A 24,524-nucleotide genomic window follows, 5' to 3' on the forward strand; every position below is an offset into this window, starting at 1 on the left:
GCGGTCCTTCGCGGGATGACACCAGCGTATGGAGAGCGCTAACTATTCGTAAGTACCCACTTCAAAGTAAGGTACTGGCATGGAAGTAAGCGTCAAAGCCCCCATGTGCCCGTCGCGCGGGATCCTGGAGCACGTCACCAGCCGCTGGGGCGTACTGGTCCTCGCCGCCCTGGTGGAGCGCCCGTACCGGTTCAGCGAGCTGCGCCGCGAGGTCGGCGGGGTCAGCGAGAAGATGCTGGCCCAGACCCTCCGGACGCTGGAGCGCGACGGCTTCCTGCTCCGCCACGCGCACCCGGTGATCCCGCCGCACGTGGACTACTCCCTGACGGAACTGGGCCGCGAGGCCGCCGAGCAGGTGTGGGCCCTGGCCCGCTGGACGGAACGCCGCACCGGCGAGGTGCAGCGGGCCCGCGAGGCGTACGACGGAGCCCGGACCCCGTAGCGGGGTCCGGGCTCGCCCGTACCGGGGCCGGCGCCTCAGCCGATCACGGTCCAGGTGTCGGAGCCGGCCAGCAGGGTCGCCAGGTCGCCCTTGCCGCGCTGGTCGACGGCCGTGTCGAGCTGGTCGGCCATGAGGGTGTCGTAGACGGGCCGGGTCACGCTCCGGAAGACGCCGATGGGCGTCTGGTGGAGGGTGTCGGGGTCGGCGAGGCGGGAGAGCGCGAAGGCGGTCGTGGGGGTGGCCGCGTGGGCGTCGTGGACCAGGATCCGGTTCTCGTTGGCCGCGGTGACCTCGACGACTTCGAGGTCGCCGGTGCGCTCGTCGCGGACGACCGCCTTGCTGCCGTCGGCGCCGAAGCGGATGGGCCGGCCGTGTTCGAGGCGGATGACGGCCTCGCGGGCCTGTTCCTGGTCCTTGAGGGCGTCGAAGGCGCCGTCGTTGAAGATGTTGCAGTTCTGGTAGATCTCGACGAGGGCGGTGCCGGGGTGGTCGGCTGCCTGCCGCAGGACCTCGGTGAGGTGTTTGCGGTCGGAGTCCAGGGTGCGGGCGACGAAGGAGGCCTCGGCTCCCAGGGCGAGGGAGACGGGGTTGAAGGGGGCGTCGAGGGAGCCCATCGGCGTGGACTTGGTGATCTTGCCGAGTTCGGAGGTGGGGGAGTACTGGCCCTTGGTGAGGCCGTAGATCCGGTTGTTGAAAAGCAGGATCTTGAGGTTGACGTTGCGGCGCAGGGCGTGGATGAGGTGGTTGCCGCCGATGGAGAGGGCGTCGCCGTCGCCGGTGACGACCCAGACGGACAGGTCGCGGCGGGAGGTCGCCAGGCCGGTGGCGATGGCGGGGGCGCGGCCGTGGATGGAGTGCATCCCGTAGGTGTTCATGTAGTACGGGAAGCGGGAGGAGCAGCCGATGCCGGAGACGAAGACGATGTTCTCCTTGGCGAGGCCGAGCTCGGGCATGAAGCCCTGGACGGCGGCCAGGACCGCGTAGTCCCCGCAGCCCGGACACCAGCGGACCTCCTGGTCCGACTTGAAGTCCTTCATCGACTGCTTGGCCTCGGCCTTGGGGACCAGGGAGAGCAGGGTGGGCGCCTCAGTCATTGATGGCCTCCTCGAGAACCTTCGCGAGCTGCTCCGCCTTGAAGGGCATTCCGTTGACCTGGTTGTACGACTGGGCGTCGACCAGGTACTTCGCCCGGATCAGGGTGGCCAGCTGCCCGAGGTTCATCTCCGGCACCACCACCTTGTCGTAGCGCTTCAGGACCTCTCCGAGATTCCTCGGGAAGGGGTTGAGGTGGCGCAGGTGGGCCTGCGCGACGGGGGCGCCGGCGGCGCGCAGCCGGCGGACGGCGGCGGTGACGGGGCCGTAGGTGGAGCCCCAGCCCAGGACGAGGGTGCGGGCGCCGTCCGGGTCGTCGACCTCCAGGTCGGGCACCACGATGCCGTCGATCTTCGCCTGGCGGGTGCGGACCATGAAGTCGTGGTTGGCCGGGTCGTAGCTGATGTTGCCCGTGCCGTCCTGCTTCTCGATCCCGCCGATCCGGTGCTCCAGCCCCGGCGTGCCCGGGACCGCCCAGGGGCGGGCCAGCGTCTGCGGGTCCCGCTTGTACGGCCAGAACACCTCGGTGCCGTCCGCGAGGGTGTGGTTGGCCGCCGTCGCGAACCGGACCCTCAGGTCGGGAAGGTCGGCCACGTCCGGGATCCGCCACGGCTCGGAGCCGTTGGCGAGGTAGCCGTCGGAGAGCAGGAAGACCGGCGTCCGGTACGTCAGCGCGATCCGCGCCGCGTCCAGCGCCGCGTCGAAGCAGTCCGCCGGGGTGCGCGGGGCGACGATGGGGACGGGGGCCTCGCCGTTGCGGCCGTACATCGCCTGGAGGAGGTCCGCCTGCTCGGTCTTGGTCGGCAGCCCGGTCGACGGGCCGCCGCGCTGGATGTCCACGACCAGCAGCGGCAGCTCCAGGGAGACGGCGAGCCCGATGGTCTCGGACTTCAGCGCCACGCCGGGCCCGGAGGTCGTCGTCACGCCGAGCGCGCCGCCGAAGGCCGCGCCGAGGGCGGCGCCGATGCCGGCGATCTCGTCCTCGGCCTGGAAGGTCCGTACGCCGAAGTTCTTGTGCCGGCTCAGCTCGTGCAGGATGTCGGAGGCCGGGGTGATCGGGTAGGAGCCGAGGTAGAGCGGCAGATCGGCCTGCCGGGCCGCCGCGATCAGGCCGTAGGAGAGCGCCAGGTTCCCGGAGATGTTGCGGTAGGTGCCGGTCGGGAAGGCCTGGGTGGCCGGGGCGACCTCGTAGGAGACGGCGAAGTCCTCGGTGGTCTCGCCGAAGTTCCACCCGGCGCGGAAGGCGACGATGTTCGCCTCCGCGATGTCGGGCTTCTTCGCGAACTTCTGCCGCAGGAAGTTCTCGGTGCCCTCGGTCGGCCGGTGGTACATCCAGCTCAGCAGCCCCAGCGCGAACATGTTCTTGCTGCGCTCGGCCTCCTTGCGGGAGAGCCCGAAGTCCTTGAGGGCCTCCACCGTCAGGGTGGTCAGCGGTACCGGGTGGATGTTGTACGCGGAGAGGGAGCCGTCCTCCAGCGGGGAGGTCTCGTAGCCGACCTTGGCCATGGGGCGCTTGGTGAACTCGTCGGTGTTGACGATGATCTCCGCGCCGCGCGGCACGTCCGCGATGTTGGCCTTCAGGGCCGCCGGATTCATCGCGACCAGCACGTTCGGCGCGTCGCCCGGGGTGAGGATGTCGTGGTCCGCGAAATGCAGCTGGAACGACGACACACCCGGCAGGGTCCCGGCGGGGGCCCGGATCTCGGCGGGGAAGTTCGGCAGCGTCGAGAGGTCGTTGCCGAAGGACGCCGTCTCCGAGGTGAAACGGTCACCCGTCAGCTGCATACCGTCACCCGAGTCACCCGCGAAGCGGATGATCACCCGGTCGACGCGGCGGATCTCCTTGCCGGCTCCATGGGGCGCAGCCGCGGTGCGCTGCTCCCCGATGGACCCGCCGGCCCCGTCGGCCTGCTCGGCCGGGCTACTGACCTGGCTGGTCACTGAACTGGACCTCCTTCGAGGCGGGGCGCTCGTTCCCAGGACCAACCCTACGTCCGTGAGGTCGTCAGGCCCTGGGGTCGCCCGCATTCTGGACCGCCCCTCAAGGGGCGGTCTGTCCGACAGACGTCGTGCACAACTCGAAATCTTCCAAATCACCCGGCGGTCGCCGTGGCGCACCGGAACGGCGCGCCCTTCCTGACGCATTGTCAGTTAATCAAGACCTCAGATAGGTGAGGACCGCCAGTACACGCCGGTGATCCCCGTCACTCGGGGACAGACCCAGCTTCATGAAGATATTGCTGACGTGCTTCTCGACCGCCCCGTCACTGACCACGAGCTGCTTGGCCACAGCGGAATTCGTGCGTCCTTCAGCCATCAGGCCCAGCACCTCGCGCTCGCGCGGGGTCAGACCGGCGAGGACGTCCTGCTTGCGGCTGCGTCCGAGCAGCTGCGCCACGACCTCGGGGTCCAGCGCCGTCCCACCCCGCGCGACGCGGACGACGGCGTCGAGGAACTCCCGCACTTCGGCTACCCGGTCCTTCAGCAGATAGCCCACCCCGGTGCTGGAACCGGCCAGCAGTTCGGTGGCGTACTGCTCCTCCACGTACTGCGACAGCACCAGCACGCCGATGCCGGGGTAGTCCCGGCGCAGCCGCACGGCGGCCCGTACGCCCTCGTCGGTGTGCGTCGGCGGCATCCGCACGTCGGCCACCACCACGTCGGGCAGCGCACCCTCGGCCGCGAGGTCCGCCACCGTCTTGATCAGGGCTTCCGCGTCCCCGACGCCGGCCACGACGTCATGCCCCCGGTCGGTCAGCAGCCGGGTCAGGCCCTCACGGAGCAGCACTGAATCCTCGGCGATGACGACCCGCACCCTGTCTTCCACGTTCTCGCAGCTCCCGCGTCCACTCGTCGACCCACTTGGCAGAGCCAAGCATCCCAGCCGAACGGGCACCGGGGGGCGGATCCCAGCCAAGGCCGGAAGACATGACCGAATCAAGCCCGGCGGACGCGTATGGGGGACGGGCTGGGGCCCTAAGGGGGTCGGATCCAGCCCATCTCAGCCCCGCCGGCGTTTGAGGCGCGGGGGTCTGGGGGCGAGCCCCCGGAAGCGGGTCCGGGCGGAGCCCGGGGAACGGAGGAAGGGCGGGTAGGGGACCGGCCCCGCGCAGCGGCCCACCCACCCGCACCGGCCCCGCACCCGCCCCACCCCCACGGGCTACCCGCGGGAGCGCCACGGCAGCTCCGCCGTGACCACCGTCCCCTCCCCCTCGGGAGAATCCACCACGAACACCCCGTCCACCGCATCCAGCCGCTCCGCGAGCCCCGCCAGCCCACTCCCGCCGGAGGCATCCGCTCCGCCCCGCCCGTCGTCCGCGACGCGCAGCAGCAGCCGGTTCCCGGACCGCCACACCTCGACGCTCGCGCCCCGCGCCGTCGCCCCGGCGTGCTTGCTGACGTTCTGCAGCAGCTCCGACACGGTGAAGTACGCGATCCCCTCGATCGCCTCGGCCGGCCGCTCCGTCAGATCCACCTCCACCCGCACCGGCACCGCGCACCGCGACGCCACCGACGACAGCGCCGCGTCCAGCCCCCGGTCGGTCAGCACCGCCGGGTGGATCCCGCGCGCGAGGTCCCGCAGCTCCCGGAGGGCGATCTTCACCTCGCCGTGCGCCTCGTCCACCATCCGGGCCGCGGCCTGCGGATCCTCGGCCAGCTTCTCCTTCGCCAGGCCCAGGTCCATGGCCAGCGCCACCAGCCGGGCCTGCGCCCCGTCGTGCAGGTCGCGTTCGATGCGCCGCAGGTCGGCGGCCGCCGTGTCCACGACCGCTCCGCGGTCGGACTCCAGCTCCATGACCCGGTCGTCCAGCCGGGACCGGCCGAGCAGCCCGCTGACCAGCACCCGGTCGGCGGTGGTCAGCGCCCGCAGCACCCACGGGGTGGTCAGCGTCAGGCCCAGCCCGATGACGAACGCGCCGATGATCGTCGCGGGGGAGTCCAGGTAGAAGGCGTAGTCGTCGTTCTGGAGGACCGGCAGGCCCGGCAGGTCGGTGAAGGCCGGGAAGGTCCAGAACCACAGGGGGTACAGCAGCAGGCTCCAGCCGGTGGTCCACAGCACGAGCGCCGTCGAGAAGGCGAACACCGCCCAGGGCAGGTGCACCACGGAGTACAGCACGTGGCGCCAGGCACTGCCGCTCTTGAGCAGCGCCCCGAGCCGGGCCACCGCCCCGCCCTTCGCGGCCCGGACCGGCGCCGGATCGGCGAGCGGCACGCGCAGCATCCCGCGCACCCGGGCCCGCTCCACCCGCCCGAAGCCCCGGCACATGGCCAGCACCCCGGCCAGCACCGGCACCCCGACGAACGTCACGAGCAGCCCGGCGCCGATGGACACCCCGGTGACGGCGAGCGAGAAGTACAGGGTGCTGAGCGGCAGGCCCACCAGCAGGTACGCGAACTCGCGCCAGGTCTGCGCCGCCACCGGAGCCCGCAGCACCGCCCGGCCGATGCCCTTGCCGTTGCCCATGATCCCGCCCGCCCTTCAGCTCATCCCTTGACCCCTCAACCCTGCCGCCGCCCCCTCTGCCCGAACCATGCGGCAGGTCACCGTCTCCGCGGGGGGATAACCCCACCCCTCCAGCCCGCCGGCGTTTGAGGCGCGGGTCCGGGCAGAGCCCGGGGAACGGAGGAAGGGCGGGTAGGGGACCCGGCCCCGCGCAGCGGCCCCGCACCCCCACCCGCCCCGGACCCGGCAGGGCTACCCGCGGGAGCGCCACGGCAGCTCCGCCGTGACCACCGTCCCCTCCCCCTCGGGGGAGTGCACCGCGAACACCCCGTCCACCGCCCGCAGCCGCTCCGCGAGCCCCGCCAGCCCACTCCCCCCGGAGGCCCCCGCTCCGCCCCGCCCGTCGTCCGCGACCCGCAGCAGCAGCCGGTTCCCGGACCGCCACACCTCGACGCTCGCGCCCCGCGCCGTCGCCCCGGCGTGCTTGCTGACGTTCTGCAGCAGCTCCGACACGGTGAAGTACGCGATCCCCTCGATCGCCTCGGCCGGCCGCTCCGCGAGGTCCACGTGCACCTTCACCGGCACCAGGCACCGCGAGGCCACCGACGACAGCGCCGCGTCCAGCCCCCGGTCGGTCAGCACCGCCGGGTGGATGCCCCGCGCGAGGTCCCGCAGCTCCTGGAGCGCCAGCTTCACCTCGCCGTGCGCCTCGTCGACCATCGCCGCCGCGCCCTCCGGGTCCTCCAGCAGCTTCTCCTTCGCCAGACCGAGCCCCATGGCCAGCGCCACCAGCCGGGCCTGCGCCCCGTCGTGCAGGTCGCGTTCGATGCGCCGCAGGTCGGCGGCCGCCGTGTCCACGACGACCCCGCGCCCCGACTCCAGCTCCGCGATGCGCCGCTCCAGCTCGTCGGAGGGCGACAGCAGGCCCCGTACGGCCGCGCGGTCCACGTTGGTCAGGCCGCGCACCACGTACGGCAGTACCGGCCAGAGCACGAACAGGCCGGTCAGCGCGATACTGAAGGTCAGCACTCCCCACGGCAGCCGGACCAGCTCGTACAGCACGGTCCGCCAGCCCACCGGGTCCTTGACCCCGGCCCACAGCCAGGCGAAGAACCCGCCGGCCCGCCCCGGTATCGGCAGCGGGGTCGGCTCGTCCACCCGTACACCGAGCAGGGCCCGCGCCCGGACGCGTTCGAGTTTTCCGAGCTGCCGGGACCCGAGCAGACCGCAGGCGAGCAGCGGCAGTCCGATCGCGGTCACGGACAGACCGCCCGCCGTCGCAACCATGAAAACCGTGTAAACAAATCCGATCAACGCCACCGGCAGGTTGGTCAGCAGGTAGGCGATCTCCTTCCACGTGGCCGCGTCGAAAGCGGGGCGTACGGGAGGGGGAGCGGAAGCTTGATCGTTCGCGGTCATGCGGCTCAGCCTGCCAATTCCGCCCCGCCGACGCCATGGGGCAGCCAGGCGGCAGTGAACGGGGGGTAACCCCACCCCGTGCGGCCCAGGCCCTAGACTCCCTGCCGTACCAGATCAACCTGATCGTCGACAGTGGCCGAGGAGCGAGGAACGGACGTGCCCGACCCAACGGTATCGACAGCAACCGTGATCGCAGCGGACTACTTCCGGAGCTATTCGGTCGTCGGCCTGCTCGCTGTCGTCGGCGTGCTCTTCGTCGCCGTGGCCTTCGGCGCCGGCCGCCTGCTGCGGCCCGTGGTCCCGACCCCCGAGAAGCTCCTGACGTACGAGTGCGGTGTGGACCCGGTGGGCGAGGGCTGGGCGCACACCCAGGTCCGCTACTACGTCTACGCGTTCCTGTACGTCATCTTCGCCGTCGACTCGATCTTCCTCTTCCCGTGGGCGACGGTGTTCGCCGCCGCCGGTTACGGCGCCACGACCCTGGTCGAGATGTTCGTCTTCCTCGGGTTCCTGGCCGTCGGCCTGCTCTACGCGTACAAGAAGGGCGTCCTCGAATGGACGTGACACCGGCCGTCACCCCGGAGCCCCAGCCCCAGCTGCTCCCGGAGCCGAAGAGGCTGGGAGCGCTCTCCCGCCTCGCCCCGGAGCCCATGAAGGTGGTCCTGAACTGGGGCCGCCGCTACAGCCTGTGGGTCTTCAACTTCGGCCTCGCCTGCTGCGCGATCGAGTTCATCGCCGCGTCGATGGCCCGGCACGACTTCATCCGCCTGGGTGTCATCCCGTTCGCGCCGGGCCCGCGCCAGGCCGACCTGATGATCGTCTCGGGCACGGTGACGGACAAGATGGCCCCGGCCGTCAAGCGCCTGTACGAGCAGATGCCCGAGCCGAAGTACGTCATCTCCTTCGGCGCCTGCTCCAACTGCGGCGGCCCGTACTGGGACTCGTACTCCGTCACCAAGGGCGTGGACCAGATCATTCCGGTCGACGTCTACGTGCCGGGCTGCCCGCCCCGCCCAGAGGCCCTCCTCCAGGGCATCCTCAAGCTCCAGGAGAAGATCGCCCGAGAGTCCCTCGCGGACCGCTACGCGGCATCGCCCTCCGTCGCCCAGCTCACCAGCGGCCTCGTCGCGGCGCCGCCCGCCCCGGGGGCCGGCGCGTGAACCTCTACGACTCCCTCCCCGAAGCGGCCGGCACGGTCTTCGGCGCCGAGGCCGTGGCCTCGTCCGCGTACGAGCTCCTCACCGTCGACGTCCCCGTCGGCTCCTGGATCTCCGCGCTGGAGATCGCCCGCGACAAGCTGGGCTGCACCTACTTCGACTGGCTGAGCGCGGTCGACGAGCCCGGTACGGGCTTCCGCGTCTGCGCGCACGTCGTCTCCCTGGAGAACCACCGGGTACGCCGCCTGCTGCTGCGCACGACCGTCCCGCACTCGGCGCCCTCGCTGCCGTCCGCCGTCGCCGTGTACGCGGGCGCGGCCTGGCACGAGCGGGAGACCTTCGAGATGTTCGGGGTCACCTTCACGGACCACCCCAACCTCGTGCACCTGCTCCTCCCCGAGAACTTCGAGGGGCACCCGCTGCGCAAGGACTTCGTCCTGGCGGCGCGCGTCGCCAAGGCGTGGCCCGGCGCCAAGGAGCCGGGCGAGGCCCACGACCCGGACGCGCCCAAGCGCCGCCAGATGCTCCCGCCCGGCGTGCCGGACCCCAACGACTGGGGCCCGCTCAAGGGCCAGCTGCCCCCCGCCCCCGCCCGCCCGGCCCGCACCCCGCGCGCCGCCGGCGCCGGCCCGGCGCGCACCCCGCGCGAGGGCGCCCCGGTGCGCCGCACCCGCTCGGTGACGGAGGGCTCCGCCACCCAGACCACCCCCCCGGCCCCCGAAACCACCCCGGACCCGGCCCGCCCGCCCCGCCGCACCCGCTCGGTAGCGGACGGCTCCGCCAGCCAGACCACCCCGGAGCCCCCGTCCCCCGACGCCCCGCGCCCCGCCCGCCCGGCACCGGACGGCTCCGCGAGCCAGGCCGCCCCGGACGCCCCGCGCCCCGCCCGGCGCACCCGCTCGGCATCGGACGGCTCGGCGAGCCAGGCGGCCCCGGAGCCTCCGGCCCCCGACGCCGTCCAGGCCCCGGACACGGCCCGCCCGCCCCGGCGCAGCCGTTCCGCGGCGGACGGCTCCGCGAGCCAGGCGGCCGCTCCGGCGGAGCCGGGGGGCCCGGGCACCCCGGCCGGCCAGGCACCCGCGCCGGAGCCGGAGGCCCCCAGGCGCCCGGCACCGCGCAGCGCCGACGCGCCCTGGCACAACCCGAAGCCCGCCTTCGAGGAGCCCCCGGCCCCCGAAGCCAAGCCCCAGCCCGACACCGACACCGAAACCGACACCACCGGAGGCGACGCGTGAACGACGTCCTCGACGTCGCCCTGCGACTGATCGTCGTCTTCGCCGTCTTCCTCGTGCTCCCGCTCGTCATCGGGCAGACCGAGCACAAGGTGATGGCACACATGCAGGGCCGCCTCGGCCCCATGTACGCCGGCGGCTTCCACGGCTGGGCCCAGCTCGTCGCCGACGGCGTGAAGTTCGCGCAGAAGGAGGACATCGTCCCGGCCAACGCCGACCGGCGGATCTTCCAGCTCGCCCCCGCCGTCGCGCTGCTGCCGTACCTCCTCGTCCTGATCGCCATCCCCATCGGCCCGGGCGACAGCTGGATCGGCCAGGTCATCGACGCCGGCCTCTTCTACGCGCTTGCCGTCATGGGCGTCGGCGTGCTCGGCAGCCTCATGGGCGGCTGGGCCTCCGCGAACAAGTTCTCCCTGCTCGGCGGCCTGCGCACCGCGGCCCAGCTGCTCGCCTACGAGCTGCCCATGCTGCTCGCCGCCGCCTCCGTCGCCATGGCCGCCGGGACCGTGTCCCTGCCCGGCATCGTCGGCGCCTTCGAGTGGTGGTGGCTGCCCTGGCAGATCATCGGCGCGGTCGTCTTCTTCACCGCCGGCCTCGCCGAACTCCAGCGGCCCCCGTTCGACATGCCCGTCGCCGACTCCGAGATCATCTTCGGCGCGTACACCGAGTACACCGGCCTGCGCTTCGCGCTGTTCCTGCTCGCCGAGTACGCCGGCATCGTCGTCCTGTGCGGCCTCACCACCGTCCTCTTCCTCGGCGGCTGGCACGGCCCCTTCGGCGGTGACGGCCTCGGCTGGTTCTGGACCCTCCTCAAGACCGCCGTCCTCGCGTTCGTCGTCATCTGGCTCCGGGTGAGCTACCCGCGCCTGCGCGAGGACCAGCTCCAGAAGCTCGCCTGGACCGTACTCATCCCGCTCGCGCTCGCCCAGATCGCGCTCACCGGCATCGTGAAGGTGGCGATCCAGTAATGGCCCCGATTCCCGGATCCGGCCTCGCCAAGGGCCTGGCCGTCACCCTGCGCACGATGACCAAGCGCGCGCACACCGCCCAGTACCCCGAGGTGCAGCCCGAGCTCCCGCCCCGCAGCCGCGGCGTCATCGGCCTGTTCGAGGAGAACTGCACGGTCTGCATGCTGTGCGCCCGCGAGTGCCCCGACTGGTGCATCTACATCGACTCCCACAAGGAGACGGTGCCCGCCGCCACCCCCGGCGGCCGCGAGCGCAGCCGCAACGTCCTCGACCGCTTCGCCATCGACTTCTCCCTCTGCATGTACTGCGGCATCTGCATCGAGGTGTGCCCCTTCGACGCCCTCTTCTGGTCGCCGGAGTTCGAGTACGCGGAGACCGACATCCACGAGCTCACCCACGAGCGCGACAAGCTGCGCGAGTGGATGTGGACCGTGCCCGCCCCGCCCGCCCTCGATCCCGGGGCCGAGGAGCCCAAGGAGATCGCGGCCGCCCGCAAGGCGGTGGAGAAGGCCGAAGCCGCCGCCGCCGCCGCCGCGGCGGCGGCCGCGGCCCAGGCCGAAGCGGCCCCGCCCGCCGACGGCACCCCCGCCGACGGAACCCCCGACACCCCGGCGGGAGGCACCGCCTGATGTACCCCGCCCACCTCGCAGCCGCCGCGGCCGCGGGCGTTCCCGCGCCCGGCCCCGGCTTCCTCTCGCCGACCGGCGTCGAGATCGCCTTCCTCCTCGTCGGCCTCGCCACCCTCGGCGCGGCCGTCATCACGGTCACCACCAAGCAGCTCGTGCACGCCGCCCTCTGGCTGGTCGTCGCGCTCGGCGGGATCGCCGTCGAGTACCTGCTGCTGACCGCCGAGTTCATCGCCTGGGTCCAGGTCCTGATCTACCTCGGCTCCGTGGTCGTCCTCCTCCTCTTCGGGCTGATGCTCACCAAGGCGCCCATCGGCCGCTCCCCGGACGCCGACTCCGGCAACCGGCTGGTCGCGCTCGGCGTCGCCGGCGCCGCCGGGGCCGCGCTCGTCTGGGTGGTCGCCGACGCCTTCCGCACGACCTGGATCGACCTCGACGGTCCCGCCCAGGGCTCCACCAAGGTCTCCGGCGAGATCCTCTTCCAGCACTGGGTGCTGCCCTTCGAGGCGCTCTCCGTGCTCCTCCTCGCCGCCCTGATCGGCGCCATGGTGCTCTCCCGCCGCACCACCCCCGCCGAGGACGCCGCCGACGCGGCCGACGCCGCCGCCCGCGCGGGCACCCGGAAGGGGCAGAGCTGATGCACCTCGCCTACCCCGCGGTCCTCGCGGCCCTGCTCTTCGCCACCGGCCTCTACGGCGTGCTCGCCCGCCGCAACGCCATCCTGGTCCTGATGTCCGTCGAGCTGATGCTCAACGCCGTCAACCTCAACCTGGTGGCCTTCGACGTCTGGCTGCGCGACACCCTGCACGCCGGCCAGGCCCTCACCCTCTTCACCATCGCCATCGCCGCCGCCGAGATCGGCATCGGCCTCGCCATCGTGCTGATGGTCTACCGCAACCGCGGCACCTCGGACGTCGACAAGCTGCGCGACACCGCCGAGGGCCACGAGCCCGGCCGGCCCGATGACACCGCCGCCACCACTGCCCGGCCGGAGGTCGCCGCGTGAGCACCACGACCCTCGCGGTCCTCGTCCCCGTCCTCCCCTTCCTCGGCGCCCTCGCCGGCCTGCTCCTCGGCCGCACCGCCCCCGGCTTCGTCAGGCCGCTCGCCGTCCTGCCGACGCTGGCCGCCGCCGTCCTGGCCGTCCTCGTCGCCGTCCGCCAAGGCGGCGGCCCGGCCATCGACACCGCGACCGAGCTGACCCCGACCGGCTCCGTGCCGATCGACCTGTCGCTCCACCTGGACGGCTTCGCCGTACTGGTCGCCGTCCTCGTCGGCGTCGTCGCCACCTGCGTCCAGCTCTACTCGACGGCCTACCTGCGCGAGGACCCGCGCTACCCGTCCTACGCGGCCCTCGTCTCCCTGTTCACCTCCGCCATGCTGCTCGTCGTCTACTCCGGCGACCTGATGGTGCTGCTGGTCGGCTGGGAGATCATGGGCATCTGCTCGTACTTCCTCGTCGGCCACTACTGGGAGACCGAAGCAGCCCGCTCCGCCTCCCTGAAGGCCTTCCTCGTCACCAAGCTCGGCGACGTCCCCTTCCTCATCGGACTGTTCGCGCTCGCCGCCGACGCCGGCTCCTTCCGGATCACCAAGATCCTCGGCACCGTCGCCGCGGGCGGACTCGACCACCCGACGCTCATCGCGCTGCTCCTGCTCGCCGGCGTCGCCGGCAAGTCCGCGCAGTTCCCGCTGCACACCTGGCTGCCCGACGCCATGGCCGGCCCCACCCCGGTCTCCGCGCTCATCCACGCCGCGACGATGGTCGCCGCCGGCGTCTACTTCATCGCCCGCCTGCTGCCGGTCTTCACGGCCTCCCGGGCCGTGCTCGTGGTCATGGCCGTCATGGCCGCCGTCACGATGGTCGGCTCAGGCCTCGCCGCCCTCGCCCAGGACGACATCAAGCGCGTCCTCGCCTACTCCACCATCGGCCAGCTCGGCTACATGATCGGCGCCCTCGCCGTCGGCGACCGCGGCGCCGCCGTCTTCCACCTCCTGTCCCACGGCGCCTTCAAGGCGCTCCTCTTCCTCGGCGCGGGCGTCATCATCCACGCCGCCGGAACGAACTCCCTGGCCGCCATGTCCCGCATGGACGGCCTGGCCAAGCGCATCCCCGACGCCTTCTGGACGATGACGGTCGCGCTGCTCGCGCTCGCCGCCATCCCGCCCTTCGCCGGCTTCTTCTCCAAGGAAGCCGTCCTCGTCGCCGCCGAGCACGCCGCCGGCGGACACTCCGCCCTCGTGCCCGGCGCGGCCGGCTGGATCGTCCTCGCCGCCGGAGTACTGACCGCCCTGCTCACCGCCGCCTACGCCACCCGGCTGTGGCTGATGGCCTTCCGGGGCCGCGGCGGCGCCGCTCCCGACCACGGCAGGGAACCCGTCGCCATGACCGGCGTGCTCTGGCTGCTGGCCGTCCCCTCGACCGCCTTCGGCCTCGCCGCCGGCCCCCTCGCCGAATGGTTCGACGGCGAGGAGCTCACCCCTTCCGTGACCACCTCGGTCCTCGGCACCGGCGCCGCGCTCATCGGCATCGTGCTCACCTACGGCCTCTGGCAGCGGGCCACCGCCCGCGCCGCCGCCGGGATCCCGGGCGCAGCCGCCGTACCCGCGTCCGTCGCCGCCGCCGAATCCGCCGCCGAGACCCCCGAGGTGGCCGAGGTGACCCACGACCACCCCGCCGTCCCGGCCGCCCCCGCGGCCGACCCCGGCCGGGCCCTCCTCGGCCCGCTGCACCGCCACGCCGCCGCCGGCTTCCACCTCGACGCCGTCTACGACCGGCTCTTCGTCCGCCCCACCCGGGCGGCCGCGGGCCTGGTCCGCTTCCTGGACCGCGAGGTCGTCGACACGTACGTCCGCGGCGCGGGCGCCGGCCCCCGGCTGCTCGGCAGCCTCGTACGCCGCGCCCAGACCGGCAACGTACAGAGCTACCTGAGCGCCCTGCTCGCCGGCGCCGTGGTCCTGGCCATCGCCACCGCCGTCCTCGCCAACGTCAACGCCGGATCGTGAGCCGAGAGTCAGCCGTGATCGATATCAGCCCGTCCGTGATGCAGTTCCTTCTGGCGTTCACCGTGGCCGCACCGCTCCTCGGCGCCGTCGCGGCCCTCCTGCCGGCCCCGCCCGGCCTCAAGGGCAGGAGCCCCGAACAGGCCGTGCTCCGCCACGGCGTCACCGTCACCGGAGTCGTCCTCGCCGCGGCCGTCGCCCTCACCCTGGGCTTCGACCACGACGCCCCGTCCCGCTTCCAGGCGACGACGGACATCAGCTGGATCCCGGCGCTGAACATCCGGATCCACCTCGGCATCGACGGCATCTCGCTCCCCCTCCTCCTGATGACCGCGCTGCTGTTCTTCCTCTGCGCGGTGTACAGCTACTTCAAGCTCCCCGAAGGCCCCTCCCCGAAGGCCTTCGTGGCACTGCTGCTCGTCCTCGAGGCCGGCACCCTGGCGACCTTCGCCGTCCTCGACCTGATGCTGTTCTTCCTCGCCTTCGAGACGGTCCTCATCCCGATGTACTTCCTCATCGCCCGCTGGGGCGGTGCTCAGCGGCAGGCCGCCGCCTGGAAGTTCATCCTCTACACCCTCCTCGGCTCCGTGGTCATGCTCCTCGGACTACTGCTGATCGGCCTGAACAGCGGCACTTTCGACATGGTGGCACTCGCCTCTGACAACGGGCGCGGACTGAGCCACACCACCCAGCTCCTGGCCGTCCTCGCCATCGGCATCGGCCTCGCCGTGAAGACCCCGATGTGGCCGCTGCACTCCTGGCTGCCCGACGCCCACACCGCCGCCCCCACCGTGGGCTCCGTGCTCCTCGCCGGCGTCATGCTGAAGATGGGCACCTACGGGTTCGTCCGCATCCTGCTGCCCGTCACCCCCGACGGCATGCACACCCTCGCCCCCTACCTGGGCGCCTTCGCCGCCGTCGGCATCGTCTACGGATCACTCGCCTGCCTCGCGCTGACCCGCAGGAACGGCAAGGGCGACCTCAAGCGCCTCATCGCGTACTCCTCCGTCGGCCACATGGGCTTCGTCCTCCTCGGCATCGCCTCCATGACCCCCACCGGGGTCAACGGCGCGCTCTTCGCCAACATCGCCCACGGCCTCATCACCGGCCTCCTCTTCTTCCTCGTGGGCGCCCTCAAGGACCGCTACGGCAGCAGCGACCTCGACACCCTCGCCGGAGCCACCGGCGGCGCCCTCTACGGCCGCGCCCCCCGCCTCGGCGCCCTCCTGGCCTTCGCCGCCGTCGCCTCCCTCGGCCTGCCCGGCCTCGCCGGCTTCTGGGGCGAGATGCTGGCCCTCTTCGGCGCCTTCGACCCGGCCGAGGGACTCTCCCGTCCCGCCTTCCTCACCTACATGGCCGTCGGCGCGTTCGGCACCCTCCTCACCGCCGCCTACCTGCTGATCGTCGTACGGCGCGTCTGCATGGGCGACCCGAAGGCCGGCCCCGAGATCACCGTCGCCGACGTCCGGCACTACGAGTTCGCCGCCTGGACCCCGCTCGTCGCCCTCACCGTCCTCGCCGGCCTCTGGCCGGCGGTCCTCCTCGGCCTCACCGACCCGGCCGTACAGAAGCTCCTCGCAGGAGGCAACGCATGACGGCCGCCACGGTCCTCGCCGCCGACACCCCCAGCCTCGTCCAGTCCGTCGACTGGCTCGCGATCGCGCCCGTGGTCATCACCGCCGCCGTCGCCGTGCTCGTCCTGGTCGCGGACCTGTTCGTGTCCGAGGCCCGCAAGCCGGTCCTCGGCTGGATCTCCGTGGCCGCCCTGGCCGCCGCGACCGCCTTCCTGCTCCCGCTGCGCGCCGGCGACCGCTCCACCTTCTGCCTCACCGGCGACCCGGCCGCCTGCAGCTACACCGCCGACCACTTCGCGCTCGTCGTGCAGTTCCTGGTGCTGGCCGGAGCCCTGGTCACCGCCCTGCTGTCGGTCACGGCCGTCCGTGACGCGCGCACCCCGGCCGGCGAGTACTGGTTCCTGCTGCTGTCCTCCGCCGCCGGCGCCGCCCTGCTGCCCGCCTCCCGCGACCTCGCCACCCTGATCGTCGCCCTCGAAGTGGCCTCGCTGCCCGCCTTCGCCCTCGTCGGCATGCGCCGCGGCGACCGGCTCTCCTCCGAGGCCGCCCTCAAGTTCTTCCTGTCCTCCGTCACCGCCACCGCCGTCTCCCTGATGGGCGTCAGCTTCGTCTACGCCGCCACCGGCTCCCTGCACCTGTCGCAGGTCGCGGGACGGCTCGAAGGGGTACCCGGGCAGCTCGACACCCTCGCCATGGCGGGTGTCGCGCTCACCCTCGTCGGCTTCGCCTTCAAGACCGCGGCCGTCCCCTTCCACTTCTGGGTCCCCGACACCTACGTCGGCGCCCCCCTGCCCGTCGCCGGCTACCTCTCGGTGATCGGCAAGGCCGTCGGCTTCACCGGCCTCATCCTCGTCACGGTGATCGCCTTCCCCGCGTACTCCGACGTCTGGGGCCCGGCCCTGGCCGTCCTCGCCGCGCTCACCATGACCCTCGGCAACGCCGCCGCCCTGCGCCAGTCCGCCGACCGGGCGCACAGCGCCGTACGCCTCCTCGCCTGGTCCTCCGTCGGCCAGGCCGGCTACCTCCTGATCCCGATCGCCGCGGCCGCGTACACCGACCGCGACCAGATCGGCTCCACCGTCGCCTACGCGCTCATGTACGCGGCCGTGAACCTCGGCGCCTTCGCCGTGGCCGCCCTCGTGGCCCGTACGAAGCCGCAGCACCGGATCAGCGACTACCGCGGCCTGTACGCGCAGCGCCCCGCCGCCGCCCTGGCGATGGCCTTCTTCCTGCTCTGCCTCGCCGGACTGCCGCCGGGCGTCATCGGCCTCTTCGCCAAGGTCGCCGTCTTCCGCTCGGCCGTGGACGCGGGCCTCGGCTGGCTGGCCGTGCTCATGGCCGTCAACGTCGTCGTCGCCCTGTACTACTACCTGCGCTGGACCGCCCTCCTGTTCCGCACCCCGCAGCCGGGGACCGGGGCGGCCGCGGACGCGTCCGCCCCCACCGGGGCGCCCTGGCCCGTCGCGGCCGCCATCGCCCTCACCGCCGTGACCGCCCTCGTCCTCTCGGGCGCCCCGCAGCTCGTCCTGCGCTTCGCCGAGGGCAGCCTCTTCCCCCTGTAGCCCGTCCGGCCGTGCCCCCACGGCAGCTCCCTCCGCGGGACTCACCCGTACGGCGCAACCCCCGCCGCCGCCCCCCGGCCCGTGCCACCGGGGCGGCGGCCGCGCCGTGCCCCGGGAACCAGACGCCGCCACCTCGCGTTGACCAGGAAGGGAGGGTCCACTGGACCGAAGACCCTCAGATCCACGACGGGGCTCCCCTGCCGCACCACTTGGAGGGCGTACCGTGCACCGCCGGCACAACGGGCTGAAGACCGCCGTACTCCTCGGCGGGATGTCCGCACTCATCATCGTCATCGGAAGCTTCTTCGGACGGGGCGGCCTGATAGTCGCCGTCCTCGTCGCCCTGGGGACGAACGCCTACGCGTACTGGAACAGCGACAAGCTGGCTCTACGCGCGATGCGCGCCCGCCCCGTGAGCGAGTTCGAGGCCCCCGAGCTCTACCGCATGGTGCGCGAGCTCTCCACTTCCGCGCGCCAGCCCATGCCCCGGCTCTACATCTCCCCGACCGAGGCGCCCAACGCCTTCGCGACGGGCCGCAACCCGCGCAACGCCGCCGTCTGCTGCACCGAGGGCATCCTGCGCATCCTCGACGAGCGCGAACTGCGCGGGGTCATCGGGCACGAGCTGAGCCACGTCTACAACCGCGACATCCTCATCTCGTCCGTCGCCGGAGCCCTCGCCTCCGTGATCATGTTCCTGGTGAACTTCGCCTGGCTGATCCCCGTGGGCCGCTCCGACGACGACGAGGGACCCGGCATCTTCGGCATGCTGCTGATCATGATCCTCGGCCCGCTGGCCGCGTCCGTGATCCAGCTCGCCATCAGCCGCTCGCGCGAATACGAGGCCGACGCCTCCGGCGCCCAGCTCACCGGAGACCCGCTCGCCCTGGCCGGCGCCCTGCGCAAGCTCGACGCCGGCACCAAGCAGCTCCCGCTGCCCCCCGAGCCCCGCCTGGAGACGGCGAGCCACATGATGATCGCCAACCCCTTCCGGCCCGGCCAGGGGCTCTCCAGGATGTTCTCGACCCACCCGCCGATGGCCGAGCGCATCGCCCGGCTCGAACAGATGGCAGGACACAGCCGGTGAAAACCATCCTCAACATCATTTGGCTCGTGCTCAGCGGGATCTGGCTCTTCCTCGGCTACTGCGTCGCCGGCCTGATCCTCTGCATCACCATCATCGGCATCCCCTTCGGGATAGCCGCCTTCCGCATAGCCGTCTACGCCCTCTGGCCCTTCGGCTACACCACGGTCGAACGCCACGACGCGGGCGCACCGTCCTGCGTCGGCAACGTCCTGTGGCTGCTCCTGTCCGGCTGGTGGCTGGCCCTCGGCCACATCGTCACCGGCCTCGCCCTCTGCGTCACGATCATCGGCATCCCCTTCGGCCTCGCCAACTTCAAGATGGTCCCCCTCTCCCTCCTTCCCCTGGGCCGCGAGATCGTCCCCACGGACGCCCCCTTCGCCTCCCGGTGACGGCCGGCACCCGCTTCGCCCTGTGGGGCGAGGACGACGACCACGAGGACGAACAGCTCTGGGCGCTGTGCGAGGACGCCGAGAACCTCTTCGCCGACCCGCCGGAGCCGGTGCGGCGGCGGTACGAGCTGCGCGGCTTCACCGCGGAGCACGAGATGCCGGCCGCGCTCGGATTCCTCGTGGTGAAACCGCTCCACGAGGACGGCGCACCCACACGTGAGTGGTACCTGGAGCTCGCCCGCGTGCTCACCACCCGCGCCCGCGGCGCATCGCGGCAGGACGTCACCGTCGAGGCCGTCCGCTCCGATCACCAGCCACCCCACCCGGCGGGTTCTGCTGCCGCCGTGGGCTTCAGCCTGTCGGACCATGAGGACCGGCTCCTGGGCCACTTCCAGGAGCTCGCCGAGGCGACGGCCGTTGAAGAGCCTCCACCGCATGTGGTGCGCCTCCTCGGCTGCGAGGTGCGGGGACCGCTGCTGGACGTGCTGGAGGGCCGGCAGGGCCGGCCGCTCCGGTACCGGCACCTGGACGCGCTGGACGCGTCGGGCGGGCTCCTCGCAGGGGCGGGACACCCGCACGTCGTCGACTGGCAGCCCTCGGCACGTGGGCCGGGCCTGTACGACCTGACCGTCCACATGGAGCCGCAGCCGCCCGTCGTCGCCGACATCTGGCCGCTGTGGCGCGAAGGCCGTCCGGCCGTCCCCAACCTGTGGGCGCCCTTCGACGGCACCGGCCGTGAGCTGTGGCTGGACCCGGCCCTGGCGCACATGGAGGGCCCGGACCGGCCCGCCGGAGGCACCTACCGCCTCGACGGGCGGTTCGTCACCGACACGGAGGGCTTCTTCTGCGCCCTCGGCGAGGCGGTCAACGGCCCGGGAGGCTACTTCGGCCGCTGCCTGAACGGCGTCGCGGACGCGCTGTGCGGAGGCTTCGGAGCCAGGCGCCCCTTCACGCTCGTCTGGCACGACCACGAGGTGGCCCGCCGCAGCCTCGGCCTCCAGCCGCTCGTCTGGCACTCGGCCACCTTCCACGACCTCCTCGCCTTCCTGGAAGAAGAGGGCGTCGAGGTCGTCCTCGCCTGAGTTGTCCACAGGCCCGGGCGGCTGTCAGCGGGGTGCGTCACCATGAACACATGAACGAAACCGAGCAGTTGCTGAAGCAAGTCACCGACCGGGTACGGGACTCCGCGCGCGGGCGCGGCAAGCCCCTCCCCGCACCCCTGCGGGACGACGAGACCGAACGGGCCGAACGGGCCCTGGGCTTCGCCCTGCCGCCCCTCCTCGCCGCGCTCTACACGCGCGTCGGCGACGGCGGATTCGGCCCCGAATACGGCCTGCTGCCCCTGCGTCAGGTCATAGCGGAGTACGAGGCCGGCCGCGCGTCCGACTGGGGCTGGCCAGAGGGCGTCCTGCCGATAGCCGACCTGGGCTGCGCCATGTCCGCCTGCGTGGACTGCCGCTCCGAGACCGCCCGGATCCTGCTCTTCGAGCCGAACCCCGGGGATCGCGAACTCGCTTGGTACCACAAGTCCCCGAGCCTGGCCGACTGGCTGCGCGACTGGCTCGACGGAACCGGCTGGTTCCGCGACGAAGAGGAATGGGACGAGGACGAGATGGACCTGTCCCCCTGGGCGGAGTTCAGCTCCCGGTGCGCGGCCTGAGCGCACCCCGCCGCACCGCGTAGACCAGCGCGCCCACCGCCAGCACCCCGGCCCCCGACACCGCCGACGCGAGGGGCAGCGCACACGCCAGCACCACACAGCCGGACAGCCCCACCGCTGCCACGGCCCGGTCCTTGACAGCTGAACCGAGCGTCCACGCGGAAGCGTTCGCGATCGCGTAGTAGACCAGCACTCCGAACGAGGAGAACCCGATCGCGCCCCGCAGATCGGCGGTGGCCGCGAGCACCGCCACGACCGCACCCACCGCGAGCTCCGCGTGGTGCGGCACCTGATGCCGGGGATGTACGGCCGCCAGCGCGCGCGGCAGATGGCCGTCCCGGGCCATCGCCAGGACCGTGCGCGACACCCCGAGCACGAGGGCCAGCAGAGAGCCCAGCGCCGCCAGCGCCGCGCCCGCCCGGACCACGGGGGAAAGTCCGGGCCACCCGGCCGCCCGCACCGCGTCGGCCAGCGGGGCGGCCGACGCCGCCAGCCCGTCGCTGCCGAGCACCGAGAGGGCCGCCACCGTCACGGCGGCGTACACCAGCAGCGCGATCCCCAGCGCGAGCGGCACCGCGCGCGGGATCGTGCGCTCCGGATCACGCACCTCCTCGCCCAGGGTGGTGATCCGGGCGTAGCCCGCGAAGGCGAAGAACAGCAGCCCCGCCCCCTGCAACAGCCCGGCCGCATCCCACTCCCCGCCGGTCAGCGCCCCCGGATCCGCCGCACCGGAGGTCAGGCACGCCACGACGACCCCGGCCAGCACCGCCAGTACCGCCGCCACGATCAGCCGGGCGATCCGGGCCGACTTCTGCACCCCGCCGTAGCCCGCGGCGGTCAGCGCCACCACCGCCGCGACGGCCACCGCGTGCTGCCGCCCCGGCCACACGTACGCCCCGACGGTCAGCGCCATCGCCGCGCAGGAGGCCGTCTTGCCGACCACGAAACCCCAGCCGGCCAGGTACCCCCAGAACGGGCCGAGCCGCTCGCGGCCGTAGACGTAGGTCCCGCCGGAGGCCGGATAGCGGGCGGCCAGCCGGGCCGAGGACCAGGCGTTGCAGTACGCCACCAGGGCCGCCACCGAGAGGGCCGCGAGCAGCCCGCCGCCCGCCGCCCGCGCCGCCGGGGCGAGGGCGGCGAAGATCCCCGCGCCGACCATCGCGCCGAGCCCGACCACGACGGCGTCGGAAACCCCCAGGCTGCGCTTCAGCTCGTTGCTCACGGGCGGAGGCTACCCGGGCCGGACGGCGGCCCGGATGGCGGTCCGGATGGCGGCCGCATGACGGCCCGGGCGGCGGTCCGGATGGCGGTCCGGGGCCGCCCTAGCTGACGCCCTCCCGGCCGGGAAGCGGCATGCGCGCCCGCTCCCACCCCTCCAGGGCGGTCAGGCAGGCGTGGTCCAGGTGCCGCAGCCCGCTCAGGTCCAGCCGCACCGACGGCCCGTGCGGCAGCGCCTCCAACGCGTCCAGCAGCTTCGGCAACCGCAGGAAACTGGCGTTCCCCACGATCCGGACGCACAGCGCGTCGCCCTCCCACGCCTCCTCGATGTGCACGTGCGAGGTCTCCCAGGCCGCCTTGGCCACCGCCAGGCCCAGCCCGATCAGCACCCCCTCGAAGAGGCTGGTGGCCACGATCGAGACGGCCGTCACCAACAGGACCACCGCCTCGCCCCGGTGGCTGCGCCACAGCGTCGCCACCGCCCGGGCCGGCAGCAGCTTCCAGCCCGCGTGCAGCAGCACCCCGGCGAGCGCCGCCAGCGGGACCACCTCCAGCAGCTGCGGAAACGCCACCGCGAACAGCAGCAGCCAGCCGCCGTGCATGATCCGCGCCGCCCGGGTACGGGCCCCGGCCTCCACGTTCGCCGAGCTGCGCACGATCACGGCGGTCATCGGCAGTGCCCCGAGCAGCCCGCACGCGGCGTTCCCGATGCCCTGCGCCACCAGCTCCCGGTCGTAGTCGGTGCGCGGACCGTCGTGCATCCGGTCCACGGCCGCGGCGCTGAAGAGGGTCTCGGCGGAGGCGATCAGCGCGAGCGCGACCACCGTCCCGACCGCTCCGACCGACCCCAGCACCCCGAAGCCCGACCATCCCGGCGGCGCCACCGCGTCCAGCACCCCCGTCACCCGGACCCGCTCGACGGGCAGCCGCAGCACCGCGGCCACGACGGTGGCCGCCGCCACCGCGACCAGCGCGCCCGGCACCAGCCGTGCCCGGGCCGGCACCCGGCGCCAGAGCACCAGGACGGCGATGGTCCCCGCACCCAGCGCCACGGCGGCCCAGTCGGCCCGCGCCCCCAGCTCGTGCACCGTGGCCACCTTGGCCAGGGTCTGGCCGGGAGCCTCCACCCCGCCCACGGCGTAGAGCTGCCCGGCGATCAGCACGAGCCCGATCCCCGCCAGCATCCCGTGCACCACGGCGACCGAGATCGCCCGGAACCACCGCCCCAGCCGCAGCACCCCCATGCCCAGCTGGAGCACCCCGGCGGCCAGCACCAGCACCCCGAGGGCGGCCAGGCCGTAACCCCGCACGGCCTCGTAGACCAGCACGGTCAGCCCGGCCGCGGGACCGCTGACCTGGAGGGCGCTGCCACGGAACCAGCCGGTGACCAGCCCGCCGACCACCCCGGTGACGATCCCCAGCTCGGCCGGTACGCCCGAGGCGACGGCCACCCCGACACAGAGCGGAAGCGCCACCAGCGCGACGACGACGGACGCGCCGAAGTCCGCTCGGAAATTGCCGGCCCCGGGCATGCGGGAACCCCCTCGTCACGCGCTGATGGATGTGTCACCCAGCGTGGTGGGCGCATCGGCCCCCGCCCAGTCACCACCGGGAGGCCGGGCAGGAGCACGCGCCGCTCACGCCCCGCACACACCTTGCGCTCCCCGCCGGGCATCCGTGGCGCGCATGACGAAGGGCACAACGCGGGCGGCCGCCGGTGCTCCGGCGATCCGCCCCCGTTGTGCCCCACGGGTCCCTCAGTGACGCTCGTGCGCCTCAGCGGTGGTTCAGCGGTAGTTCACGAACTGGATCGCGAAGTCCAGTTCCTTGCCCTTGAGGAGGGCCTGGACGGCCTGGAGGTCGTCACGGCTCTTGGAGCTGACGCGCAGCTCCTCGCCCTGGACCTGGGCCTTGACGCCCTTGGGGCCCTCGTCCCGGATGATCTTCGCGACCTTCTTGGCGTTCTCCTGGGAGATGCCCTCCTCGATCGACGCGAAGATCTTGTACTCCTTGCCGGACAGCTGCGGCTCGCCGGCGTCCAGCGCCTTCAGCGAGATCCCGCGCTTGACCAGCTTGGTCTCGAACACGTCGAGGACGGCCTTGACGCGCTCCTCGGAGACCGCCTCCATGAGGATCTTGTCGCCGGACCAGGCGATGGTGGCGCCGGTGCCCTTGAAGTCGTAGCGCTGCGAGAGTTCCTTGGCGGCCTGGTTGAGGGCGTTGTCGACCTCCTGCCGCTCGACCTTCGAGACGATGTCGAAACTGGAGTCGGCCATGTGCTGTGGCTCCTTGAAGTCGGCTGTGATGGGCCCCGGAGGGCCGCGGCCGGACATCCCCGGACCGCTCCGCAAAGCCTAGCCACCACGCCCACGTGGGGCGCTGATCAATCCGGTGGCGAACCACCCCCGAGCATCGGGTATCGTTTACGTCGTTGCCAGGGAGCGACGCCGAAAGGCGGAGGAACCCGGGCGACATCCCATGGCGGTGTGCCCGAGTGGCCAATGGGAGCGGACTGTAAATCCGTCGGCTTAGCCTACCCAGGTTCGAATCCTGGCGCCGCCACGCGAGTGGAACCCCCGTTCATCTGCGGAAACGCAGTGGACGGGGGTTTCTTCGCATACCACGACCCGCACCCCGTACCCGGCCGCGCC

Annotated in this window: 23 protein-coding genes and 1 tRNA gene; 16 read left to right on the plus strand and 8 right to left on the minus strand. The window is 72.7% G+C overall.

Going from position 1 to position 24,524, the window contains the following annotated elements; all coding sequences use genetic code 11:
• The first annotated feature begins 79 nt into the window (after positions 1-79).
• Positions 80-442: a helix-turn-helix domain-containing protein gene (locus D1J60_RS20550; RefSeq protein WP_125595302.1), complete on the plus strand. Its 363-nt coding sequence runs from the start codon at positions 80-82 to the stop codon at positions 440-442.
• Between the two features lie 35 nt (positions 443-477).
• Here D1J60_RS20550 and D1J60_RS20555 read toward each other — a convergent pair whose 3' ends face one another.
• The 5 genes from D1J60_RS20555 to D1J60_RS20575 all read right to left on the minus strand — a co-directional run bounded on the left by D1J60_RS20555 (position 478) and on the right by D1J60_RS20575 (position 7,397).
• The gene (locus D1J60_RS20555) at positions 478-1,536 is read right to left on the minus strand and encodes a 2-oxoacid:ferredoxin oxidoreductase subunit beta (RefSeq protein WP_125822093.1); all 1,059 of its coding nucleotides are present in this window, start codon (positions 1,534-1,536) and stop codon (positions 478-480) included.
• The gene (locus D1J60_RS20560; protein WP_125822094.1) at positions 1,529-3,475 is read right to left on the minus strand and encodes a 2-oxoacid:acceptor oxidoreductase subunit alpha; all 1,947 of its coding nucleotides are present in this window, start codon (positions 3,473-3,475) and stop codon (positions 1,529-1,531) included. The genes D1J60_RS20555 and D1J60_RS20560 overlap by 8 nt, the downstream gene beginning before the upstream one ends.
• A 214-nt stretch (positions 3,476-3,689) precedes the next feature.
• Positions 3,690-4,349 carry a response regulator transcription factor gene (locus D1J60_RS20565; RefSeq protein ID WP_125595319.1) on the minus strand — a complete coding sequence of 220 codons (660 nt, stop codon included), beginning with the start codon at positions 4,347-4,349 and terminating at the stop codon, positions 3,690-3,692.
• A 345-nt stretch (positions 4,350-4,694) separates the two neighbouring features.
• The gene (locus D1J60_RS20570) at positions 4,695-5,999 is read right to left on the minus strand and encodes a sensor histidine kinase (RefSeq protein WP_125822095.1); all 1,305 of its coding nucleotides are present in this window, start codon (positions 5,997-5,999) and stop codon (positions 4,695-4,697) included.
• A gap of 231 nt (positions 6,000-6,230) precedes the next feature.
• Positions 6,231-7,397 carry a sensor histidine kinase gene (locus tag D1J60_RS20575; RefSeq protein WP_125822096.1) on the minus strand — a complete coding sequence of 389 codons (1,167 nt, stop codon included), beginning with the start codon at positions 7,395-7,397 and terminating at the stop codon, positions 6,231-6,233.
• 156 nt (positions 7,398-7,553) lie between these two features.
• Here D1J60_RS20575 and D1J60_RS20580 point away from each other — a divergent pair, with 156 nt between their 5' ends.
• The 14 genes from D1J60_RS20580 to D1J60_RS20645 all read left to right on the plus strand — a co-directional run bounded on the left by D1J60_RS20580 (position 7,554) and on the right by D1J60_RS20645 (position 20,655).
• Positions 7,554-7,961 (plus strand): NADH-quinone oxidoreductase subunit A, encoded by a 408-nt coding sequence (locus D1J60_RS20580; RefSeq protein WP_125605284.1) that lies wholly within the window; start codon positions 7,554-7,556, stop codon positions 7,959-7,961.
• Positions 7,952-8,557: an NADH-quinone oxidoreductase subunit B gene (locus tag D1J60_RS20585; RefSeq protein ID WP_125822097.1), complete on the plus strand. Its 606-nt coding sequence runs from the start codon at positions 7,952-7,954 to the stop codon at positions 8,555-8,557. The genes D1J60_RS20580 and D1J60_RS20585 overlap by 10 nt, the downstream gene beginning before the upstream one ends.
• Entirely contained in the window at positions 8,554-9,789 is a 1,236-nt protein-coding gene (locus tag D1J60_RS20590; RefSeq protein WP_125822098.1) for an NADH-quinone oxidoreductase subunit C, read from the plus strand. The genes D1J60_RS20585 and D1J60_RS20590 overlap by 4 nt, the downstream gene beginning before the upstream one ends.
• The gene (locus tag D1J60_RS20595; protein ID WP_125598587.1) at positions 9,786-10,754 is read left to right on the plus strand and encodes a complex I subunit 1 family protein; all 969 of its coding nucleotides are present in this window, start codon (positions 9,786-9,788) and stop codon (positions 10,752-10,754) included. Before D1J60_RS20590 ends, D1J60_RS20595 begins: the two co-directional genes overlap by 4 nt.
• On the plus strand, positions 10,754-11,383 hold the full coding sequence (locus tag D1J60_RS20600; RefSeq protein ID WP_125822099.1) for an NADH-quinone oxidoreductase subunit I: 630 nt from the start codon (positions 10,754-10,756) through the stop codon (positions 11,381-11,383). The genes D1J60_RS20595 and D1J60_RS20600 overlap by 1 nt, the downstream gene beginning before the upstream one ends.
• Positions 11,383-12,018, plus strand: coding sequence for an NADH-quinone oxidoreductase subunit J (locus D1J60_RS20605; protein ID WP_125822100.1), 636 nt, complete (start codon positions 11,383-11,385; stop codon positions 12,016-12,018). The genes D1J60_RS20600 and D1J60_RS20605 overlap by 1 nt, the downstream gene beginning before the upstream one ends.
• Positions 12,018-12,386: an NADH-quinone oxidoreductase subunit NuoK gene (gene nuoK / locus D1J60_RS20610; RefSeq protein WP_125598590.1), complete on the plus strand. Its 369-nt coding sequence runs from the start codon at positions 12,018-12,020 to the stop codon at positions 12,384-12,386. Before D1J60_RS20605 ends, nuoK begins: the two co-directional genes overlap by 1 nt.
• Positions 12,383-14,386, plus strand: a complete 2,004-nt coding sequence (locus tag D1J60_RS20615) for an NADH-quinone oxidoreductase subunit L (protein WP_125822101.1) — start codon at positions 12,383-12,385, stop codon at positions 14,384-14,386. Before nuoK ends, D1J60_RS20615 begins: the two co-directional genes overlap by 4 nt.
• A 38-nt stretch (positions 14,387-14,424) precedes the next feature.
• Entirely contained in the window at positions 14,425-15,978 is a 1,554-nt protein-coding gene (locus D1J60_RS20620) for an NADH-quinone oxidoreductase subunit M (RefSeq protein WP_125824121.1), read from the plus strand.
• Positions 15,975-17,519: an NADH-quinone oxidoreductase subunit N gene (locus D1J60_RS20625; protein ID WP_125822102.1), complete on the plus strand. Its 1,545-nt coding sequence runs from the start codon at positions 15,975-15,977 to the stop codon at positions 17,517-17,519. The genes D1J60_RS20620 and D1J60_RS20625 overlap by 4 nt, the downstream gene beginning before the upstream one ends.
• A 223-nt stretch (positions 17,520-17,742) precedes the next feature.
• Positions 17,743-18,606 (plus strand): zinc metalloprotease HtpX, encoded by an 864-nt coding sequence (gene htpX, locus D1J60_RS20630; RefSeq protein WP_125598598.1) that lies wholly within the window; start codon positions 17,743-17,745, stop codon positions 18,604-18,606.
• Positions 18,603-18,995, plus strand: coding sequence for a YccF domain-containing protein (locus D1J60_RS20635; RefSeq protein ID WP_125822103.1), 393 nt, complete (start codon positions 18,603-18,605; stop codon positions 18,993-18,995). Before htpX ends, D1J60_RS20635 begins: the two co-directional genes overlap by 4 nt.
• Complete coding sequence (locus D1J60_RS20640) at positions 18,992-20,077, plus strand: barstar family protein (protein WP_125822104.1); 1,086 nt, start codon at positions 18,992-18,994, stop codon at positions 20,075-20,077. The genes D1J60_RS20635 and D1J60_RS20640 overlap by 4 nt, the downstream gene beginning before the upstream one ends.
• A gap of 50 nt (positions 20,078-20,127) precedes the next feature.
• A complete protein-coding gene (locus tag D1J60_RS20645; protein ID WP_164720933.1) occupies positions 20,128-20,655 on the plus strand; it encodes an SMI1/KNR4 family protein in 528 nt (175 codons plus the stop codon).
• Here D1J60_RS20645 and D1J60_RS20650 read toward each other — a convergent pair.
• From D1J60_RS20650 to D1J60_RS20660, 3 genes are all read right to left on the minus strand, one after another.
• The gene (locus D1J60_RS20650; protein WP_125822105.1) at positions 20,633-21,877 is read right to left on the minus strand and encodes an APC family permease; all 1,245 of its coding nucleotides are present in this window, start codon (positions 21,875-21,877) and stop codon (positions 20,633-20,635) included. The genes D1J60_RS20645 and D1J60_RS20650 overlap by 23 nt on opposite strands.
• A gap of 100 nt (positions 21,878-21,977) precedes the next feature.
• Positions 21,978-23,405, minus strand: a complete 1,428-nt coding sequence (locus D1J60_RS20655; RefSeq protein ID WP_125822106.1) for a SulP family inorganic anion transporter — start codon at positions 23,403-23,405, stop codon at positions 21,978-21,980.
• A gap of 255 nt (positions 23,406-23,660) precedes the next feature.
• A complete protein-coding gene (locus D1J60_RS20660) occupies positions 23,661-24,149 on the minus strand; it encodes a YajQ family cyclic di-GMP-binding protein (RefSeq protein ID WP_007265868.1) in 489 nt (162 codons plus the stop codon).
• Positions 24,150-24,353: 204 nt separating this feature from the next.
• Between D1J60_RS20660 and D1J60_RS20665 the strand changes: the two genes are divergently transcribed.
• A tRNA-Tyr gene (locus D1J60_RS20665) sits at positions 24,354-24,435 on the plus strand.
• Positions 24,436-24,524 lie beyond the last annotated feature (89 nt).

Origin of the sequence: Streptomyces sp. W1SF4 (genome assembly GCF_003950035.1) — a bacterium.
Taxonomy (GTDB): domain Bacteria; phylum Actinomycetota; class Actinomycetes; order Streptomycetales; family Streptomycetaceae; genus Streptomyces; species Streptomyces racemochromogenes.

Excerpts from the sequence above, each read along its gene's own strand:
- D1J60_RS20575 (WP_125822096.1), bottom strand. The coding sequence starts at position 7,397 with ATGACCGCGAACGATCAAGCTTCCGCTCCCCCTCCCGTACGCCCCGCT.
- D1J60_RS20645 (WP_164720933.1), top strand. The coding sequence starts at position 20,128 with ATGAACGAAACCGAGCAGTTGCTGAAGCAAGTCACCGACCGGGTACGG.
- D1J60_RS20655 (WP_125822106.1), bottom strand. The coding sequence starts at position 23,405 with ATGCCCGGGGCCGGCAATTTCCGAGCGGACTTCGGCGCGTCCGTCGTC.
- D1J60_RS20605 (WP_125822100.1), top strand. The coding sequence starts at position 11,383 with ATGTACCCCGCCCACCTCGCAGCCGCCGCGGCCGCGGGCGTTCCCGCG.
- D1J60_RS20625 (WP_125822102.1), top strand. The coding sequence starts at position 15,975 with ATGACGGCCGCCACGGTCCTCGCCGCCGACACCCCCAGCCTCGTCCAG.
- nuoK (WP_125598590.1), top strand. The coding sequence starts at position 12,018 with ATGCACCTCGCCTACCCCGCGGTCCTCGCGGCCCTGCTCTTCGCCACC.
- D1J60_RS20660 (WP_007265868.1), bottom strand. The coding sequence starts at position 24,149 with ATGGCCGACTCCAGTTTCGACATCGTCTCGAAGGTCGAGCGGCAGGAG.
- D1J60_RS20550 (WP_125595302.1), top strand. The coding sequence starts at position 80 with ATGGAAGTAAGCGTCAAAGCCCCCATGTGCCCGTCGCGCGGGATCCTG.
- D1J60_RS20600 (WP_125822099.1), top strand. The coding sequence starts at position 10,754 with ATGGCCCCGATTCCCGGATCCGGCCTCGCCAAGGGCCTGGCCGTCACC.
- D1J60_RS20620 (WP_125824121.1), top strand. The coding sequence starts at position 14,425 with ATGCAGTTCCTTCTGGCGTTCACCGTGGCCGCACCGCTCCTCGGCGCC.
- D1J60_RS20570 (WP_125822095.1), bottom strand. The coding sequence starts at position 5,999 with ATGGGCAACGGCAAGGGCATCGGCCGGGCGGTGCTGCGGGCTCCGGTG.
- D1J60_RS20555 (WP_125822093.1), bottom strand. The coding sequence starts at position 1,536 with ATGACTGAGGCGCCCACCCTGCTCTCCCTGGTCCCCAAGGCCGAGGCC.
- D1J60_RS20585 (WP_125822097.1), top strand. The coding sequence starts at position 7,952 with ATGGACGTGACACCGGCCGTCACCCCGGAGCCCCAGCCCCAGCTGCTC.